The sequence below is a fragment of the Jeongeupia naejangsanensis genome (assembly GCF_016865585.1).
Taxonomy (GTDB): domain Bacteria; phylum Pseudomonadota; class Gammaproteobacteria; order Burkholderiales; family Chitinibacteraceae; genus Jeongeupia; species Jeongeupia naejangsanensis.
Genome location: NZ_JAESND010000010.1, coordinates 51,558 through 68,834, shown reverse-complemented (window position 1 = coordinate 68,834; position 17,277 = coordinate 51,558). Strand labels below are relative to the sequence as shown.

The following is a 17,277-nucleotide window of genomic DNA, read 5'->3' as shown; positions in this document are numbered from 1 at the left end:
CTGATACCGATCGCGCCGGGCGCGCGTTACCCGGCTTAGCGCATAAGTAGCGGCTTACCCGCAAAGGCCGACCGGTGGCCGGCCTTTGCCAGTTACCGACGCTGCAATGCGTTTGTCATGCCTGCGTCGCCGGCGTGTCATCTGTGCTTGGTCGAATACGTGCTTTCCCTAATATCTGCATTGGACGGCGCCGCCGCAAAAGCAGAAACCACCGGAGTGAGCCCGTGCACTACAAGTCCTTCGTTCTTGCCCTGACCCTGGCCGTTCCGGCCGCCTTTGCCGCGACGTCGCGTCCGTCCTTCGTCACCACCGAAATCTACAACTACAACCATCCGTATGCGGCGCAGGCCAGCGCCGAGCTGGCGACCAAGATGAGCAAGATGAACGGCAGCGCGTTCTACTTCTATCGCGGCACTAACCACATCTTCTTCAAGGACACGACGACGCTGCCGGCATCCAGCTACACCAGCAGCAATACCGCCTTCACCTGGCTCGGCGGCGACACGCATCTGGCCAACGTCGGCGCGCAGCGCGACAGCAGCGGCAAGTCGGTCTTCACCGTCAACGATTTCGACGAAGGCTATCTGGGCCAGTACGTGTGGGACCTGCGCCGGATGGCGACCAGCGTCGTTCTCGCCGGTCGCGAGAACGGCATTTCGGACAGCAACATCACCACGGCGATCAACACCCTCGTCGGCGCCTATGTCGACAAGCTGGCCGCGTTCAAGGGCAACGACGACGAGAAGACCTTCCAGCTCGTCAGCGGCGGCACCAGCGGCTACGTGAAGACCAATATCGACGACGCCAACGGCAATACCCGCGCCGACCTGCTGTCGAAGTACACCAGCGTCTCGGGCAGCACGCGTACCTTCCAGAACAAGTCCGATCTGGTCGCCGTCACCAGCGGCACCTACAGCATGATCGCCGGCGCGGTGCCGGCCTACATCGCGTCGATCGCCGCGTCCAAGCAGTACGCGGCCAGCTACTACACGGTGAAGGACATCCACCAGAAGCTCGGTTCGGGCACCGGCAGCCTCGGCCGCTTGCGCTACTACATCCTGATCGAAGGCCCGACCACCTCGACCAGCGACGACGTGATCCTCGAAGTGAAGCAGTCGACGACCAGCGCGGTCGCCACGGTGCTGCCGGGCCAGTTGCCGTCGTCGGCGTATGCCGGCAACGAGGGCAACCGCGTCGCCCGGACCGCCAAGGCACAGGTGCTGAATGCCGACGTGCTGGTCGGTTCGACGACGATCAACGGCCAGCCTTACTTCATCCGCGAGAAGTCGCCGTTCCAGGAGGACTTTGACACCACGCAGCTGTCGTCGAGCAGCAAGCTCAATACCGCGATGACCTATGTCGGCCAGGCGCTGGCAAGCGCGCATGCGCTGGCGGACAAGGACTACGACAACACCGTGGTGCCGTACGGTATCGACGCCGAAATCAGCACTGCGGTCACCAGCAAGAGCGGGCTGCAGGCCGAGATCGTGTCGTTCGCGTTCAGCTACGCCGATCAGGTCGCGCTGGACTGGGCATCGTTCAAGTCGGCCTACAGCGCCGGCACGCCGCTGTACTGATCTGCCGTTTGACCGGCGCGGTGGCCTTGCGCACCGCGCCGGCTGTCACATTCGCCGTTTACGCTGCCGGTTTTGTCCCGCGGTGGCGCCGATGCTGTCGATCCTGCTGTCCTCGTTTTTCGAAGTGGCGCGCCAGGGCAGCGTCACCATCGCCGCCAAACGGCTGAACGTCAGCCAGCCGACGGTGACCAGCCGGATCCGCCAGCTGGAAGAGGCCTACGGCGTGGCGCTGTTCCACCGGCGCGGCAGCCGGCTGGACCTGACCGAAACCGGCGTCAGCCTGCTGCCGATGGCCGAAGGGCTGATGCGCCATCTCGGCGATGCGGATTTCGCGCTGCGCAACGCCGGCGACCTGCGTACCGGCCATTTGCGCGTCGGCGTTACCGGCCCGCACTACATCCTGTCGAGCATCGATGCCTTCGGCCGGGCGAATCCGCAGCTGCGCATCACGCTCGACGTCGGCAACTCGCAGCAGATCATCGACATGCTCGTCGACCACCGGCTCGACATCGCCGTGTCGTCGCACGCGATCGACGACGCGCGGCTGACCCGCGTGCTGCTGGCCCGTGATCCGCTGCTGCTGGTGGTGCACCGCAATCATCCGCTGGCGCGCAGTGCCTCGGTCACGCTCGACGCGCTGCGTGCGGTGCGGCTGCTGCTGCGCGAGGAAGGCTCGATGACGCGCAAGGCGACCGAAGCGGCGCTGGCCACGGCCGGCATCGTGCCGGCACCGGCAATGGTGATCGGCAGCCGCGAAGCGATCATTGCGGCCATCCACCGGGAAATGGGCTGCAGCCTGCTGCCGCAGTCGGAGGTGCCGCAACACCCCGAGCTGCGGGCGATTCCCTTTGCCGCCGCCGCGCCGCAACTGTCCGAATACCTTTACCACCTGAAGGAGCGGGCCGGCTCCCGGCTGCTGCAGGCCTTCCTCGAACACGTGCATCCCGTCGGCGGCTGAGCCCGAGTTTTGCCAATACCGGCATCAGTCCATCTTCGGCGATGGCAATGATGCTGACGTGCTGCCTCCCTAAGCTGGGGCGCAAGCGGAGTCGGCCGACTCCATCACTTGCGAACCGGTCTGCGGGCGCGTCGAAGGGAGCAGCACATGTTGTGGAAGAAACAGGTTCGCGCCGGATGCGCGCTGGTGCTGGTGGCCGCACTGGCGGCATGTGGCGGCGGGGACGAGGGCCAGACTGGCGGGACGACGATGCCCGATGGCCGCCCGACACCGGCGCCGACGCCCGTCCCGACTCCGGCGCCTTCGGTCGCGGCACGGAAGGTGCTGCTGGTCGAGCTGGACGGGCTGACCTATCCGCAGCTGAAGGAAGGCATCGCACAGGGGCGCTTGCCCAATCTCGCCACGCTCAAGGCGCGGCCTGCCTACAGCGGCGGCGTGAACGGCACGCTGACGCAGCAGCCCACGCTCGATGCACCGGGCTGGGCGACCCTGCTGACCGGCAGCTGGGCCAACCGCCACCAGGTCCGCTCGGATGCACCGGGCCAGGCGATGCAGGCCGACAGCGTCTTCAAGCTGCTGAAGGACGGCCGCAGCGCGAAAACGGCCGGCGTGACCGGATCGCCGGCACTGGCGCAGCTGCTGGCACGCGAGCAGAACGCCGGCCGGCTGGACAGCCTCACCGATTGCGCCGGGGTCGACAGCTGTGTCGCCGATGGCGCCAGCGCCCGGATCCGCGACGGTTACGATCTGGTTTACGCGCAGTTCCATTCACCTGCCGATGCGGCTGCCAGCAGCGGCTTCCAGCAGGGCTACCGCAACGTGCTCGGCAATCTGGACGCGGCCGTCGGGCGCCTGCAGGCTGCGGTGGCGCAACGGACCGCGGCCAATCCAGGTGAAGACTGGCTGATCGTCGTCACCGCGGCGCACGGCCTGGCCAAAACCGGCAGCAGCGACGGCTTGCCGGTGCTCGACAACGCGCTGACCTTCATCGCGCTCAACCGCGACGGCAACGCGCTGCTCGGCAGCGACGATGCGGCGCCGGACAGTTTCGACGCGCTCTACGCCCGCGCCAGCCTGGCCGACATCACCCCGACGGTGCTGGCGTTTGCCGGTGCGCAGCCGGCGCTGGCCGGCCACGCCATCGACGGCGCCCCGCTGCTCGCCGATCCGGCGGTGGCGCAACTGCGCGGCAAGGCCGGCAGCGATCACGCGAGCGTGCAACTGGGCTGGCGCTCGTTTTCCGACGCCAGCCGCAGCATCGAAATCTGGCGCGACGGCCTGAAGCTGCAAACGCTGCCCGGCGATACGACGGCATACACCGACAGCAGCGTCGCGCAGGCTGCGTCGGGGCTGTACCGCTTCAACTACACGGTGGTGGCGAACGGGATTCCGGTCTCCCTGCTGGCGCAGCTCGACTACGTCAAACCGGTCGTGCTCGAACGCACGCTCACCAACGGCCTGCTGTACTTCTACGGCTTCGACGGCGGCATCACCGATGCCCGCAACGGATCGGTGCTGCAGAACTGGGCCATCGGTGTCGACAGCGGCAGCCTCGTCGCCGATGCCTTCGGCGCCAAGGCACTCCGGATCGACGGGACGGTCGCCGATGCCGGCGGCAGTACCGGCTACAAGTTGGTGCAGAACGGTGCCGACTTTGCCGGGTTGCCGCAGTTCACCATCGGCTTCTGGCTGCGGACCGACTGCGTCATGGGCACCGGCAACGGCGCGGCCATCGTGTCCAACAAGAACTACGATAGCGGCTCGAATGCCGGCATCGCGCTGGGCATGTTCACCGGCTGCGAGGTGCGCTTCAACATCGGCAGCGGCGGTGTGCGCGACGAAATCGGCGGCTCCCGCTTCAGCGCCAACCAGTGGGCGTATCTGGCGCTGAGCGTCGACGCGGCGAACAAGAAAATGAGCGCCTACCTGTTCGACCCGGTCATCGGCGAGCAGAAGACCGAGAACAAGGCCATCGCCAATACCGACATCAGCAAGCTCAAGGGTCTGGGTGTACTGGGCCTGAACGAGGACGGCACCGGCCAGTACTACAAGCGGAACTGCGGCACGCCCAGCTGCGCCACCCCGCGCGGCCGGATGGAGTTCAACGACTTCGCGGTGTGGTCGCGCGTGCTGACGCTGACCGAATTGCGTTCGATCTACGCATCGAACCGCTCGCTGACCACGCTCAACCCCTAAGCGGAACACACGATGACACCCACGCCCTTCTTCCCGAGTGCGGGCCGCCTGCTGGCGGCGACCACCCTGAGCCTGTCGCTGGCCGCGTGCGGCGGCAATGACGACAGCGCAGGGGCGGCACCGTCGCCCGCGCCGTCACCGGCGCCCACGGCGGTGCCGATTCCGGTGACCCCGACGCCGGTGCCGCCGAATGCATCGCAGCCGCAGAAGCACTGCGCCCCCTGACCTTGCGGGGCAGGCGACCGTCCTGCCCGCCGCCATCCAAAGCAGATCATGACGACCTTCAATCGACGCAAATTCCTTCAGGCCGCGGCCATCGGTTCGACGATGGCGATGTTTCCGCCGGCGATCCGCCGGGCGCTGGCGATTCCCGCCAACAACGCCACCGGCACGATCAACGACGTCATGCACGTGGTGATCCTGACGCAGGAAAACCGTTCGTTCGACAATTACTTCGGCACGCTGCCGGGCGTGCGCGGCTTCGGCGACCGTTTCAGCATTCCCGTTGCCGGCGGCAAGTCGGTCTGGGAGCAAAGCAACGGCACGCGGGTGGTGATGCCGTACCACCTCGACAGCAGCAAGGGCAATGCGCAGCGCGTCAGCGGCACGCCGCATTCGTGGGGTGATGCCCACACGGCGTGGGACGACGGGCGCATGAACCAGTGGCCGCGTTACAAGACCAATGCGTCCATGGGGTATTACAAGGAGGCGGAGCTGGGCTTCCAGTTTGCCCTCGCCAATGCGTTCACGCTGTGCGACGCCTACCATTGCAGCGTGCATGCCGGCACCAACCCCAACCGGTTGTTCCTCTGGACCGGCACCAACGGCCCGACCGGTGCCGGCGTGGCGGCGGTGGTGAACGAGTGGGACGATCTCGGTCCGTCTGGCACCGGCTACACGTGGACGACGTACCCGGAGCGCCTGCAGCAGGCCGGCGTCAGCTGGAAGGTGTACCAGAACCTGCCGGAGAACTTCGGCGACAACCCGCTGGCCGGCTTCCGCCAGTACCGCAAGGCCAACGAGGCAATCGGCAATACCTCCGCCGGCAGCCCCTACATTCCGTATGCGGCGGGGCATGACGCGATCAGTCCGCTCTACAAGGGGGTGGGCAACACCATGCCCGACGGCGGCTTTCTCGACAGCCTGCGTGCCGACGTCGCCGCCGGCAGCCTGCCGCAAGTGTCGTGGATCGTCGCACCGGCCACGTATTCCGAGCATCCCGGCCCGTCCAGCCCGATCCAGGGCGCGTGGTACATCCAGCAGGTGCTTGAAGCGCTGACGGCGAATCCCGAGGTGTGGAGCCGCACGGTGCTGCTGGTCAATTTCGACGAGAACGACGGTTTCTTCGATCACGTGCCGTCGCCGTCGGCACCGTCGCTGAATCCGGACGGCAGCAGTGCCGGGCTGTCGACGGTCGACGATGCGTTCGAGCGCTATACCCACCCGGTCGCGCCGGGCACGACATCGCAGCCGGCGCCGGACAAGCGCGTTTACGGCCCCGGGCCGCGGGTGCCGATGTACGTGATTTCGCCGTGGAGCCGCGGCGGCTGGGTGAACTCGCAGGTGTTCGACCACACTTCGGTGATCCGCTTCCTCGAACAGCGTTTCGGCGTGTTCGAGCCGAACATTTCCGCCTGGCGCCGCGCCGTGTGCGGCGATCTGACTTCGGCGTTCAACTTCGTCAATCCGAACACCGAAAAGCTGCCGGCCATGCCGGCGCTGACCCGCAGCCAGGCGGACACGATCCGCGCCCAGCAGCAGGCGCTGGCGCAGGTCGCGCTGCCGGCCGAAGCGCAGCAGCAACGTCCGGTGCAGCAGCCGGGCGTGCGGCCATCACGCGCGCTGCCGTACGAGCTGCATGTCAGCGCCCGTGCCGATACGGCGGTGGGCGGCGTACGGCTGATCTTCAGCAATACCGGGACTGCCGGCGCTGTGTTCCACGTGTACGACCGGCTGCATCTGGACCGGATACCGCGCCGCTATACCGTGGAAGCGGGCAAACAGCTCGACGACCTGTGGGACACGCTGCGCAACGACGCGGGCAAGTACGACCTGTGGGTGCTCGGGCCGAACGGTTTTCACCGCGGTTTCCAGGGCGATACCGCTGTGGTTGCCGCCGGTGGCGCGAATCCGGAAATCCGGGTCTGTTACGAGGTGGCCGGCAACGCGGTGTACCTGACCATGCTGAACACCGGCACCGCCGCGTGCACGTTCACGGTCAGGCCCAATGCCTACCGGCAGGACGGCCCGTGGGTGTTCGACGTCCCGGCGGGCATGCAGATCGAACAGCACTGGCAGCTGGGATGGACGGGCGGCTGGTACGACTTCAGCGTCAGCGCGGCGGGCGGTTTCTCCCGGCGCTTTGCCGGCCGGATTGAAACCGGCAGGCACAGCAACAGCGATCCGGCGATGGGCATGCCGGGCTGAGCGAAGCATCCGGCCCGCCCACGGCGGACGGGCCGCGTGGACCGATCAGTGTTTGCGCACGGTGTCGGCGTCCTGGCCGAAGAGGATCTTCTTCTCGGCTTCGTCCATCGGCTTGGGCGGGTTGATCGCCTCGGCCTTCGCGTAGGCGCGCTGCACTGCCGGGCGCGCGGCGATCGCGTCGAACCAGCGCTTCAGGTTCGGGAAGTTCGCCAGATCCTGCCCCTGGCGTTCGTACGGCACCACCCACGGATAGGCGGCGATGTCGGCGATGCTGTACTCGTCGCCGGCCAGATAGGCCGCTTCGCCGAGGCGCTTGTCCATCACCGCGTACAGCCGGGCGGTTTCCTTCACGTAGCGCTCGATCGCGTACGGCAGCTTTTCCGGCGCGTACTGGCTGAAATGGTGGTTCTGCCCGGCCATCGGGCCGAGGCCGCCCATCTGCCAGAACAGCCATTGCAGCGCGGCATTGCGGCCGCGCAGGTCCTGCGGGATCAGCTTGCCGGTCTTGTCGGCCAGATACAGCAGGATCGCGCCCGATTCGAACAGCGGAATCGGCGCACCGCCGTCGACCGGGTGCTGGTCGACAATGGCCGGGATGCGGTTGTTCGGGGCGATTTTCAGGAATGCCGGGTCGAACTGCTCGCCCTTGCCGATGTTGACCGGGTGGATCGTGTAATCGAGGCCGGTCTCTTCGAGAAAAATGCTGACCTTGTGGCCGTTGGGCGTGGTCCAGTAGTACAGGTCGATCATGGTGCGCTCCTGCCGTCCCGCGCGGGACGGGCTGTTACACTGCAGTGGGGATGCCAACCGGATCGAGATGATGCCGTTTACGCTGGATAACAAGCTGGTCGTGGCAATTTCTTCACGCGCGCTGCTCGACTTCGAGGAAGAGAACCGCGTGTTCGAGTCGGGCGAGGCCGCTGCCTATATGGCATTGCAGCTGGAGCGGCTGGAAACCGCCGCCGCCGGCGTTGCGCTGCCGCTGGTGAAGAAATTGCTGGCGTTCAATGCCGACGGCGAGCATCGGGTCGAAGTGGTGATCCTGTCGCGGAACGATCCGGCCAGCGGGCTGCGGGTCTTCCACTCGGCCGGCGCGCATGGTCTCAAACTCGAGCGTGGCGTGTTCACCCAGGGGCGCGAACCGTACCGCTATCTCGGACCGCTCAAGGCCAACCTGTTCCTGTCGGCCAATGCCGACGACATCCGCGCGGCGCTCGACGCCGGTTTTCCGGCTGCGCACGTCTATCCGGACTCGGTACGTGCGGCCGAACATCCCGACGAAATCCGCATCGCCTTCGACGGTGACGCGGTACTGTTCTCCGATGACGCCGAACGTGTCTTCCAGACCGATGGTCTGCCGGCTTTTCATGCCCACGAAGCCGCGCACTCGCGCGAGCCGCTGGCCGCCGGGCCGTTCAAGGCATTCCTCGAAGCACTGCACCGGCTGCAGTCGGCCGAGTCGCCGATGAAGATCCGTACCGCGCTGGTCACCGCGCGCAGCGCGCCGGCCCATGAACGCGCGATCCGTACGCTGATGGACTGGCACATCCAGATCGATGAGGCGATGTTTCTTGGCGGGCTCGAGAAGGGGCCGTTTCTTGCCGCGCTCGGGCCGGACTTCTTCTTCGACGACCAGGCCGGCCACTGCCGCTCGGCCGCACAGGCCGGGCCGACCGGACAGGTGCTCGCCGGCATCGCCAACGGCTAGCGCGTCGCCGGCAACGGACATTCGTCGCGGCACCGCGTCGGCGGCGTATCGGGTCGAGGGTGCGCGGAAGGCCGACGGCAAAGGTCCGTCGGTACGGGATGTGTTTATCCGCGAACCTGGACGCATCTTCATGGGCAGCAACGGCGATGTCGCGGTCGACCACTTCCACCAATTTCTGCGCCGGCTACGAAGGGATGGCCTCTTCTGGTCTCGCGATCTGATCGCGTGCCATGGCGAAATCTTGCCGTAGATCAGCGTAATTGCTCCGCTTACACAAAGTCTTTGCCTGGATTGCTGGGGTTTTATGTGATTGACTTACAGCTGTGATAAATTGTCCGAATCCCCTGTTTTTGCACGACAAAAATCACATGCTTCTGAGTCAAAACGGCCGGATCCGGTCACGTGCCGAGGCCGGCTTCACCCTGATCGAACTGATGATCACGATCGCGATCATCGGCATTCTCGCCAGCATCGCACTGCCCGCCTATTCAAACTACGTGAAGCGCGCCAAGGCCAAGACGGCCGGCGCCGACTTGGTGAGCCTGTCGCTGGCAGTGGAAAACGTCTACCAGAAGACGCTGTCCTATCCGGTGCCTTCGACCAACCCGACGACGACGACGTCCGACACCAAGGTCGTGGCGACGTCGTGGGCGCCGGCGCAGGATGCCGACTTCGACTACACGTACGGTTACAGCTCGTCGACCAAGCTCTATACGCTGACCGCAACCGGCAAGGGCGGCATGAACGGTTGCACGCTGACGCTGAAAAGCGACGGCACCCGAACTCCGACCAGTTCCACGGCCGCGTGCGGCGGGATGGGCAAGTGGTGATCCACCGGGGCTTCACGCTCATTGAACTGATCATCACCATCGCCATTCTTGCGCTGTTGCTGGCGGTCGGGATCCCGTTCACTCAGCGCTGGGGCCAGAGCGCGCGCGTCCAGCAGGTCGAAAGCACGCTGAAGCAGGGCTTCGCCCATGCCAAGGCCATCGCGCTGCGCAACCCTAACGGCGTCAAGGACGGTACGGCGACCGCCGCCGTGCTGACGCTCACCGGCGACAGCTTCTTCGTCTGCGAAGGCGCACCGTCGAGCTGCGGTGCCAGCAACGCGGTCTGGCAGGCGAGCAAATCAGGAAACACATCGATCACGATCGGTGCGAACACCGCATGGACGCTTGGCCTGACCGCACAGGGGCTGGCGACTTCGTCCAACTACACAGTGAGTGACGGCAATGAATCGGCAACCGGCAATCTGCACTGAACGTGCCCGCCCGCACCGCCAGCGTGGCGAAGCGCTGTTCGAAGCCCTGATCGGCATCCTCCTGATGGCTGCGATCGGTCTGGGCCTGACCTACGCGGCCTCGCGGGCCGCGGTCGGGCAACGCTTGACCAATACCCAGAACATGGCGGTGTCGGACATTCGCGAGAAACTGGCCACGACCGGTGTCGATGCGCTGTGCGGCACCAGCCCCAGCATTGCTGTCGGCAGCAATGCGCTGCCGTCCACGGTCAACTGCAGCAAGGCTGCGGTGACCGTGAGCGCGCCGGGCGTAAGTTCGGTCACGCTGAGTGCCAACAGTGTCCTGACCGGTGTATCGGTCTCGATCGATTCGGGAACAGCCTCGCAGGAGCTGCTGGGCGGCAACGGCCAGATCGTCATCAGCACGACCCCGGTACCGGCATCATGATGCCGGCCATGCGCCCCCAGCGCGGGATATCCATCATTAGCATGATGGTCGGCCTGACGATCTCCATGATCATCGTGCTGGCGATGATGTCGCTGTACAAAACGACCCTGAAGACCACGGTTACCGGCAAGATCGGCGCTGCGCAGGACGGCAACCGGACTACGGGCTTCCTGTCGGCCCAGTCTTCGCTGCAAGGCGCCGGCTATGGCATCGATCCGGTCGACCTGAGCAAGGATCTGCTGCTCTACGACAGCGTCGCCGACAGCACCAGCACTCCGCCGACGGCCAAGACACTGTCGACGACGGCTTCGACCGGCAACGCACTGTTCTGGCGCATGAATGACGGCGCAATGAGCTGTGCGCTGCTGTATGCGCCGAGCGGTGGCGGGCTGAAGTATTTCACCGCGAGCGGCGCCAACTGCAACAGCGCTTCCACTGCATGGAGTACCTTCACGCTCAACTCGGGTGATGCCTGGCTGATCCCGCCGAACCTGCCCTCGGGTGCCACGGCGCCCGACGGCGTGCTTGCCAACGTGGTGAGCATCAGCGTCAGCAAGACCGGCGCCGCGGGCTGCACGCCGTTCGGCATCCAGGCGCCCACGCCGACACCGGCGACGGTCGACCCCAATCCGGTCCGGCTGATCGTCCAATTGTCGATGCAAAGCAGCAATGCAACGACGGCGGGCACGGACTTCAAGATGAACAGCACCACCTGCCTCGCCAACATCCACCTGGCCTCGTGAGCTCCGCCATGACCCCCATGCTTCGAACCCGACCCGCATCGCAACGTGGTATCGCGACGATCCTGATCCTGCTGCTGACCGGCCTGTCGCTGACTGCGGCGGTATTGGGGACGGTGTATTACGTGCGCGGCACTCAGGAGCAGGGGGTGTCGGCCCATGCAATGACGCAGGCACAAGTAAAAGCTTGGACCGGTGTGGAGGTGGTCAAGACATATCTGACCAATCTCGATGCTGCCGGAGTCAAGACGCTGGCTGCAGCGACAACTTCGGCGCCACTTTCATTGACGTTGACCGGGCTGGACGGGGTGGCCGCCAAGGTCGTGGGGTCGGACAGTACCACCGCGCCGACACAACTGACGGTTGAAGTAACAGGAACGACTGCTGACGGAACAAGAGCCAAATCGACTTCGACAGTGAAGGTTGTGTATTCGGTTACCGCAGGAAGCGCTGGTGGCTCGCAAACCTGTGGGCAGCTGCCGAAAGATGCACTCGTCTTCAACGGAGACGTGAGCTACACAGGCGGCAACATGGATATTGTTACTTCGGAAAGTCTGCTCGACAGCGTGGCGGTGAGTGGTTTTCTTTCCATTAGTCACGGTACGAAAGCCAATGCTTCCGTATGTGCCAAGGGCGATATCTCCATTTCGGGCGGCGGAATTGGTGATGGCGCGCAAATCTATTCGGAAGGAAAAATTACCACTCAAAGCATGACCGCACCTGTGAATGTCGATATTTGGGGTAAGGAAGTTGATTTGCAGCAGGGGGGCGGCAAGTACAAGTCGATCCGTGCTGGGGCGTTCAAAGCCAATGTGGTCACTGTGGGAGGGGCGGTGGGAACGACCATCGTCGGTGGCATGAAACAGGTGGATGGAAAAATCATACCGCCTAGCGCCGGCGTGATTGTCATAAAAATGGCAGATGCGTCGAAGTCCGAATTTGCGGTGGACCTGGCGAAAAACGTGAGCGTCAGCAATGGCGTGATTACCGTAACCAGCGCAACCAGATTGGCAGGTACAGGGGAGCTGCCGGCCAGTTTTACGCTCGTTTTCGACTCGGTATACGGCGGACGTATTGATGTTGTCGTGCCCAGTACGGCAGATTTGCTGTGGGGTAACGATATTTATATGAAAACTAATAACATTGGTATGTTTGCTACCTTGAAGGCATTTGGCAATGTGGAAATGTACGGCTCCAAAATCGATCTTTTGCAGGGAGGCGGTAACGTATCGGTTCTTGGTAATCAATCGGATTTGACGGTTAAAAACAGCAGCTCGATTGTTGGTGAAAGTTATCTGGTGACGAAGCAGGGCAAGAACTTTGTCAGCACACCAACTGCGTTTGCAAATCTGCGCACCAATGTGAGCAATGCTTCGCCGGGGTTACCGGGTGTTCCCTATTGCGATACCCGAGTCGAGCCGATCAATGTTGCCGGATTGAAGAGTCAAGCGAACTACGTTTTCTATTTTGATGCCAGTTCGGGCGATCCGATGCTGCTCATTCAAAATGTAAAGAAATCCTCTGGCAATGAACTGATCCCGACGGGACCGTACAATCTCAAAACCACGGATATGAGAACTATTGGGGGTAGCGCATTTCTACAATGTGAGTGGCAAAATGCGCATTGTGCCAGAAATGCAGGGACTAACAAAAATACCGGTTGGGATTTTACCGGGATCAACGCAATGCCCGTTGGTATTCTATGGTTTGACGGGCCTGTGATGATCAATGGTGTCGTCAATAGCCGTACGCTGTTCAACGGGATCTGGGCTGTCGGTCAGGTGACATTGACGAGCAGTGGCCACGGTCCCCTATATGCTCCTAATTTTTCAACGTCATCCGCCATTTGCGATGGAGCACTTTATCCGGATAATTTGTGCGATAAAAGTACGATACCGTCCAAGTTCAAGAAATGGACTGATTCAGGCGGCAAGGAGCGCACTGGTATGCCGAGTGGCAATATGGCGATTCTTACCGATGACGGTTTGAAGTCCAGTGGTTGGGAGGTTCATGGCAACATCGTCCTTGGCAAGGCGGTGAACTTCGACGGCGCATTGACGACGGTGTATGGCTCGATGACTGTTGGTGCAAATCAGTCCAGTACGACAACCATTGGTAATGGCGGTGTAAAAATCATCAGGACTGGGGTGAGTGAGGATCAGGACTATGCACCGGGTACCGGTTGCACTTCTACATCGGGTAGCGGTAGCGGTGGTACGAAGGCGAGCGTGATGTGGAGCAGGTACCTGTAACTCGCATCGCACCTAACCTGGCCAGCCCTTGTCGGCTGGCCATTTTTTTGATGCTTGTCCGTGGGAGAATGGCGGTTTGGCCTGATCCGATACCCGCATGTCTACCGCTGACCACGTCCTCCGCAACTTCGTCGTCCACCACCTGATCAAGGCTCCGCAAGGGCCGGCGTCGATGCAGCTGCGCGATGCCGAAATCCCGGTTTCGCCTGCCGCGCTGCAACTGGTCGACCAGCTGGTCGACCGCTACAGCGAGCGCAGCGGCAAGGGCTTTGGCCGTTTCGAGGATGACGAGGACAGCTTTCCGATGCCGCGCCTGCTGCGCCAGCACGTGGTCGACGGCGCGATCGACTTCCTCATGCTCTCCAGACTGATGATGCAGCAGCTGCTGGCCAGCATCGAAGCCGAGCCGCTCGCCGCCGGCGGCTATGTGCTGATCGCCCGCGTCGAGCACGCCGACAACGACTACCTGTTCGTCGCGCTCGCCAGCGAAGCGCTGGGTACCGCGATCGGCGACGGACTCTCGATCGTCGACAGCCCCTATCTCGATCTGGCCAACCTGCGCGTCGCCGGCCGCATCGATCTGTCGGCATGGCAGCGTGGCGTAGAGCGCTGCATCAGCTTCCTCAAGGGCCGCGGCGATGTCGCCAACTACTTCAAGCGCTTTCTCGGCTGCAACGACGTCGTCATCGCGCTTAAGGAAACCCAGAAACTGGTCCAGGGGCTGGCGGAGTTTGCCGAGCGCCAGGCGATGCCGACCGAAACCCGCGATGCGCTGTTCGAGCGCGCGCACGGTTATCTGGACGAGCGGGGCGACGCCGGCGAGCCGGTCAGCCTCGACACCCTGGTCGAACAGGCGTGGCCCGACGCGCCAGGCCTGTTGCGCGAGGCGTTGAACGATGACGAGAGCAGGATTGCCAGGGACTTCGTCCCCGACCGCCGCGCGATTCGGCCGCTGACGCACTTCAAGGCCGCCGCCGATCACTGGAAGATCGAATTCGACCGCAACAGCTTGCGCAGCGGGCAGGTGATCTACGACCGCGACAACGGCACGCTGATCCTGACCGAGATTCCCGAAGGGTTGCGACGGGCGCTGCTCGGCGATCGTGAATGAGTCGGCGTTCGCGGCGCAGCTGGTCGCCTGGTTGCGCGCCGATGCGCAACGCATTGCGGCGCTGCAGGCCGCAGCCAGCCTGAACCTGCCGGACTGGTGTCTGGCCGCCGGCTTCGAGCGCAATCTGGTCTGGGACCGGCTGCACGATCATCCGGTGGCGACACCGCTGGCCGATATCGACCTGATCTACTGGAATCCGGACTGCCTCGATCCCGGCACCGACGCGGCGCTGGAGCAACGGCTTCAGCGGATGCTGCCGCTGCCGTGGTCGGTGAAGAACCAGGCGCGCATGCACGTCCGCAACGGCGATGCGCCTTACCGAAGCTGTGCGGATGCGATGTCGTACTGGGTCGAGCGCGAGACCGCCGTCGGCGTACGGCTGCAGCCGGATGGCGAACTGCGGTTGCTGGCACCGTTCGGGCTGGCGCCATTGCAGCAGCTGCACATCACCTTGAACGCCAAGCGCCCGAAGCCGGAGGTGTTTGCGGCGCGGATCGCGACCAAACGCTGGCTGGCCATCTGGCCGCGCCTGCGCGTCGTCGGCCTGGATGACGTTGCGCAGGCAATCGTGCCGAAGGCTTAAGCCGGTCGGGCCTTGTGGAAGGTGATCGGCGACACCGGCACGCTCGTCGGCGGGGCCGACTTGAAGATGTGCGGCTTCATCTTGCCGATCACGTGCATCTCGCACGGTTTGCAGTCGAACTTCAGCGTGTAGGTCTCGCTGCCGGACTTCAGCGTCATCGGTTCGGCGCGGATCTGGCCCTTCACGCCGATCACGCCCTTGGCCTGCTTCGGACACAGGTTGTACGAAAAGCGCAGGCAGTGCTTGGTGATCATCACGCTGACTTCGCCCGGTTCCTCGTGCGCCTCGTACGCGGCGGCGATCAGCTGCACGCCGTGCTTGGTGTAGAAGGTCCGCGCCGCGTCGTTGTAGACGTTGGCCAGATAACTGAGCGACGTTTCTGGATAGGCGACCGGCGGTTCGACCGGCGCCTTGCGCTCGGGGCGGGCCCACGCAGCGATGCGGGCGGCTTCGAGCTGTTCGATCGCGTCACGGCGCAGCGCGTTGATCACCGAGTTCGGTACGAACCATGGCTGCGCCAGCCGCAGCGATACGTCGTGTGCGCTGAACATCGTATTGCCGAGCTTGGCGAGGCTGTCCTTCAGGCCCGCTTCGGCCCGGGCGGCATCCTTGGCCGGTTCGAGCGCCAGCGAGGTACAGGCGGTGGCGCTGATGCCGTCCTCGTCGGTCACCGTCAGCGCGAGGCCGTCGGCGGTGTCGGCCAGATCGAGCCATGCACCGATACGGCGGTCGGACGACTTCTGCGCCAGCGCCTTTTCCCAGCCGTGGTCGCGGTTGCGGTGGATGCGGCTGCCGGCTTTCAGTCCCTTGAGGGTGGCCATCGCTTCGTTCGGGAACACGCGCCAGATCGTGCCGCCGTCTTCACCGGCACCGATCTTTTCGACGGTATTTGCCTGCACGCCGAACACCTCGCGCTTCTGCATGTAGTTGAGGCCGTCGCCGTTGGACAGCGGCGCATTGGCTTCGATCTCGAAAGACTTTGGCCCGATCTTGGTCACCGTGCCGAGTTCGACGCCGACGTACTTCGGCGAATCGAAGGCTCCGATATCGCCTTCCTCGCGGCCGTTGACGAAGTAGTCGGTATGGCCACGGTGGAAGTTCTTGTCGACGTCGGGCGCGAAGTACAGCTCGGTGCTGCCGCTGGACGCCCTGATAAGCTCGGGCCGGCGCTCGAGGATCTCGTCGAGCAGCACGCGGTAGTGGCCGGTGATGTTCTTCACATAGCCCATGTCCTTGTAGCGGCCCTCGATCTTGAAGCTGCGCACACCGGCGTCGATCAAGGCTTCGAGGTTGGCGCTCTGGTCGTTGTCCTTCATCGACAGCAGGTGCTTGTCGAACGCGACGACTCGGCCCTGCTGGTCGGACAGCGTGTACGGCAGCCGGCAGGCCTGCGAGCAGTCGCCACGGTTGGCGCTGCGGCCGGTATCGGCGTGGCTGATGTTGCACTGGCCCGAATAGGCGACGCACAGCGCGCCGTGGATGAAGAACTCGATCGTTGTATCCAGCGGCAGCTTGTCGCGGACCCTGGCGATCTGCTGCAGCGTCAGCTCGCGCGCCAGTACCACCTGCGAGAAACCGGCGTCGGCCAGAAAGCGCGCCTTCTCCGGCGTGCGGATGTCGCACTGCGTGCTGGCGTGGATCTGGATCGGCGGCAGGTCGAGTTCGAGTAGGCCCATGTCCTGAACGATAAGCGCATCGACGCCGGCATCGTACAGCTGGTGCACCAGCTTGCGCGCCGGTTCCAGCTCGGCGTCGTGCAGGATGGTGTTGAGCGTGACGAAGATCCGGCTGTGATAGCGGTGTGCGAACTTCACCAGCCCGGCAATTTCGCTGACGTCGTTGCAGGCATTGTGCCGCGCGCCGAAGCCCGGCCCGCCGATATACACCGCATCTGCCCCGTGCAGGATCGCCTCGCGACCGATTTCGGCAGTCTTGGCGGGGGCAAGGAGTTCGAGGTGGTTCAGCGGCAGGCTCATGATCGGCAGTTCGGTAAAGCGGGAAAGGGCGGAAGTATAGCGGAATCAATGCCTTAGCGCT

General features: G+C 64.0%; 16 protein-coding genes. 14 read left to right on the top strand and 2 right to left on the bottom strand.

The window, feature by feature from the left end:
• Window positions 1-224: 224 nt before the first annotated feature.
• The 5 genes from JMJ54_RS16440 to JMJ54_RS16420 all read left to right on the top strand — a co-directional run bounded on the left by JMJ54_RS16440 (window position 225) and on the right by JMJ54_RS16420 (window position 7,158).
• Complete coding sequence (locus tag JMJ54_RS16440; RefSeq protein WP_203539646.1) at window positions 225-1,577, top strand: DUF2252 domain-containing protein; 1,353 nt, start codon at window positions 225-227, stop codon at window positions 1,575-1,577.
• 91 nt (window positions 1,578-1,668) lie between these two features.
• Window positions 1,669-2,535, top strand: coding sequence for a LysR substrate-binding domain-containing protein (locus JMJ54_RS16435; RefSeq protein WP_203539645.1), 867 nt, complete (start codon window positions 1,669-1,671; stop codon window positions 2,533-2,535).
• Window positions 2,536-2,682: 147 nt separating this feature from the next.
• Window positions 2,683-4,731 carry an alkaline phosphatase family protein gene (locus JMJ54_RS16430; protein ID WP_203539644.1) on the top strand — a complete coding sequence of 683 codons (2,049 nt, stop codon included), beginning with the start codon at window positions 2,683-2,685 and terminating at the stop codon, window positions 4,729-4,731.
• 12 nt (window positions 4,732-4,743) lie between these two features.
• Window positions 4,744-4,956: a hypothetical protein gene (locus JMJ54_RS16425; RefSeq protein ID WP_203539643.1), complete on the top strand. Its 213-nt coding sequence runs from the start codon at window positions 4,744-4,746 to the stop codon at window positions 4,954-4,956.
• Window positions 4,957-5,004: 48 nt separating this feature from the next.
• Complete coding sequence (locus tag JMJ54_RS16420; protein WP_203539642.1) at window positions 5,005-7,158, top strand: phosphocholine-specific phospholipase C; 2,154 nt, start codon at window positions 5,005-5,007, stop codon at window positions 7,156-7,158.
• Between the two features lie 45 nt (window positions 7,159-7,203).
• Here the strand turns inward: JMJ54_RS16420 and JMJ54_RS16415 are convergent, their stop codons facing one another.
• A complete protein-coding gene (locus JMJ54_RS16415; RefSeq protein ID WP_203539641.1) occupies window positions 7,204-7,908 on the bottom strand; it encodes a glutathione binding-like protein in 705 nt (234 codons plus the stop codon).
• Between the two features lie 70 nt (window positions 7,909-7,978).
• Between JMJ54_RS16415 and JMJ54_RS16410 the strand changes: the two genes are divergently transcribed.
• From JMJ54_RS16410 to JMJ54_RS16370, 9 genes are all read left to right on the top strand, one after another.
• The gene (locus tag JMJ54_RS16410; RefSeq protein WP_203539640.1) at window positions 7,979-8,866 is read left to right on the top strand and encodes a 5'-nucleotidase; all 888 of its coding nucleotides are present in this window, start codon (window positions 7,979-7,981) and stop codon (window positions 8,864-8,866) included.
• A complete protein-coding gene (locus tag JMJ54_RS19475; RefSeq protein WP_275411138.1) occupies window positions 8,757-9,116 on the top strand; it encodes a family 1 glycosylhydrolase in 360 nt (119 codons plus the stop codon). The genes JMJ54_RS16410 and JMJ54_RS19475 overlap by 110 nt, the downstream gene beginning before the upstream one ends.
• Window positions 9,117-9,234: 118 nt before the next feature.
• On the top strand, window positions 9,235-9,696 hold the full coding sequence (locus JMJ54_RS19470; RefSeq protein WP_203539639.1) for a type IV pilin protein: 462 nt from the start codon (window positions 9,235-9,237) through the stop codon (window positions 9,694-9,696).
• Window positions 9,690-10,127: a prepilin-type N-terminal cleavage/methylation domain-containing protein gene (locus JMJ54_RS16395; RefSeq protein ID WP_203539638.1), complete on the top strand. Its 438-nt coding sequence runs from the start codon at window positions 9,690-9,692 to the stop codon at window positions 10,125-10,127. Before JMJ54_RS19470 ends, JMJ54_RS16395 begins: the two co-directional genes overlap by 7 nt.
• Window positions 10,099-10,554, top strand: coding sequence for a hypothetical protein (locus JMJ54_RS16390; protein WP_203539637.1), 456 nt, complete (start codon window positions 10,099-10,101; stop codon window positions 10,552-10,554). The genes JMJ54_RS16395 and JMJ54_RS16390 overlap by 29 nt, the downstream gene beginning before the upstream one ends.
• 41 nt (window positions 10,555-10,595) lie before the next feature.
• Window positions 10,596-11,297, top strand: coding sequence for a hypothetical protein (locus JMJ54_RS16385; RefSeq protein ID WP_203539636.1), 702 nt, complete (start codon window positions 10,596-10,598; stop codon window positions 11,295-11,297).
• A gap of 8 nt (window positions 11,298-11,305) precedes the next feature.
• Window positions 11,306-13,546 (top strand): hypothetical protein, encoded by a 2,241-nt coding sequence (locus JMJ54_RS16380; protein WP_203539635.1) that lies wholly within the window; start codon window positions 11,306-11,308, stop codon window positions 13,544-13,546.
• 97 nt (window positions 13,547-13,643) lie between these two features.
• Entirely contained in the window at window positions 13,644-14,657 is a 1,014-nt protein-coding gene (locus JMJ54_RS16375) for a nucleoid-associated protein (RefSeq protein WP_203539634.1), read from the top strand.
• Window positions 14,650-15,240: a nucleotidyltransferase family protein gene (locus JMJ54_RS16370; protein WP_203539633.1), complete on the top strand. Its 591-nt coding sequence runs from the start codon at window positions 14,650-14,652 to the stop codon at window positions 15,238-15,240. The genes JMJ54_RS16375 and JMJ54_RS16370 overlap by 8 nt, the downstream gene beginning before the upstream one ends.
• Here the strand turns inward: JMJ54_RS16370 and JMJ54_RS16365 are convergent.
• Window positions 15,237-17,216 (bottom strand): peptidase U32 family protein, encoded by a 1,980-nt coding sequence (locus JMJ54_RS16365; protein WP_203539632.1) that lies wholly within the window; start codon window positions 17,214-17,216, stop codon window positions 15,237-15,239. The two genes, JMJ54_RS16370 and JMJ54_RS16365, sit on opposite strands and share 4 nt — an antisense overlap.
• Between the last annotated feature and the right edge of the window lie 61 nt (window positions 17,217-17,277).

What these genes read in the sequence shown, in the direction of transcription:
- JMJ54_RS16435 (WP_203539645.1), top strand. Translation starts at nt 1,669, where the DNA reads ATGCTGTCGATCCTGCTGTCCTCGTTTTTCGAAGTGGCGCGCCAGGGC.
- JMJ54_RS16430 (WP_203539644.1), top strand. Translation starts at nt 2,683, where the DNA reads ATGTTGTGGAAGAAACAGGTTCGCGCCGGATGCGCGCTGGTGCTGGTG.
- JMJ54_RS16425 (WP_203539643.1), top strand. Translation starts at nt 4,744, where the DNA reads ATGACACCCACGCCCTTCTTCCCGAGTGCGGGCCGCCTGCTGGCGGCG.
- JMJ54_RS16420 (WP_203539642.1), top strand. Translation starts at nt 5,005, where the DNA reads ATGACGACCTTCAATCGACGCAAATTCCTTCAGGCCGCGGCCATCGGT.
- JMJ54_RS16415 (WP_203539641.1), bottom strand. Translation starts at nt 7,908, where the DNA reads ATGATCGACCTGTACTACTGGACCACGCCCAACGGCCACAAGGTCAGC.
- JMJ54_RS16410 (WP_203539640.1), top strand. Translation starts at nt 7,979, where the DNA reads ATGCCGTTTACGCTGGATAACAAGCTGGTCGTGGCAATTTCTTCACGC.
- JMJ54_RS19470 (WP_203539639.1), top strand. Translation starts at nt 9,235, where the DNA reads ATGCTTCTGAGTCAAAACGGCCGGATCCGGTCACGTGCCGAGGCCGGC.
- JMJ54_RS16390 (WP_203539637.1), top strand. Translation starts at nt 10,099, where the DNA reads ATGAATCGGCAACCGGCAATCTGCACTGAACGTGCCCGCCCGCACCGC.
- JMJ54_RS16385 (WP_203539636.1), top strand. Translation starts at nt 10,596, where the DNA reads ATGATGGTCGGCCTGACGATCTCCATGATCATCGTGCTGGCGATGATG.
- JMJ54_RS16380 (WP_203539635.1), top strand. Translation starts at nt 11,306, where the DNA reads ATGACCCCCATGCTTCGAACCCGACCCGCATCGCAACGTGGTATCGCG.
- JMJ54_RS16375 (WP_203539634.1), top strand. Translation starts at nt 13,644, where the DNA reads ATGTCTACCGCTGACCACGTCCTCCGCAACTTCGTCGTCCACCACCTG.
- JMJ54_RS16365 (WP_203539632.1), bottom strand. Translation starts at nt 17,216, where the DNA reads ATGAGCCTGCCGCTGAACCACCTCGAACTCCTTGCCCCCGCCAAGACT.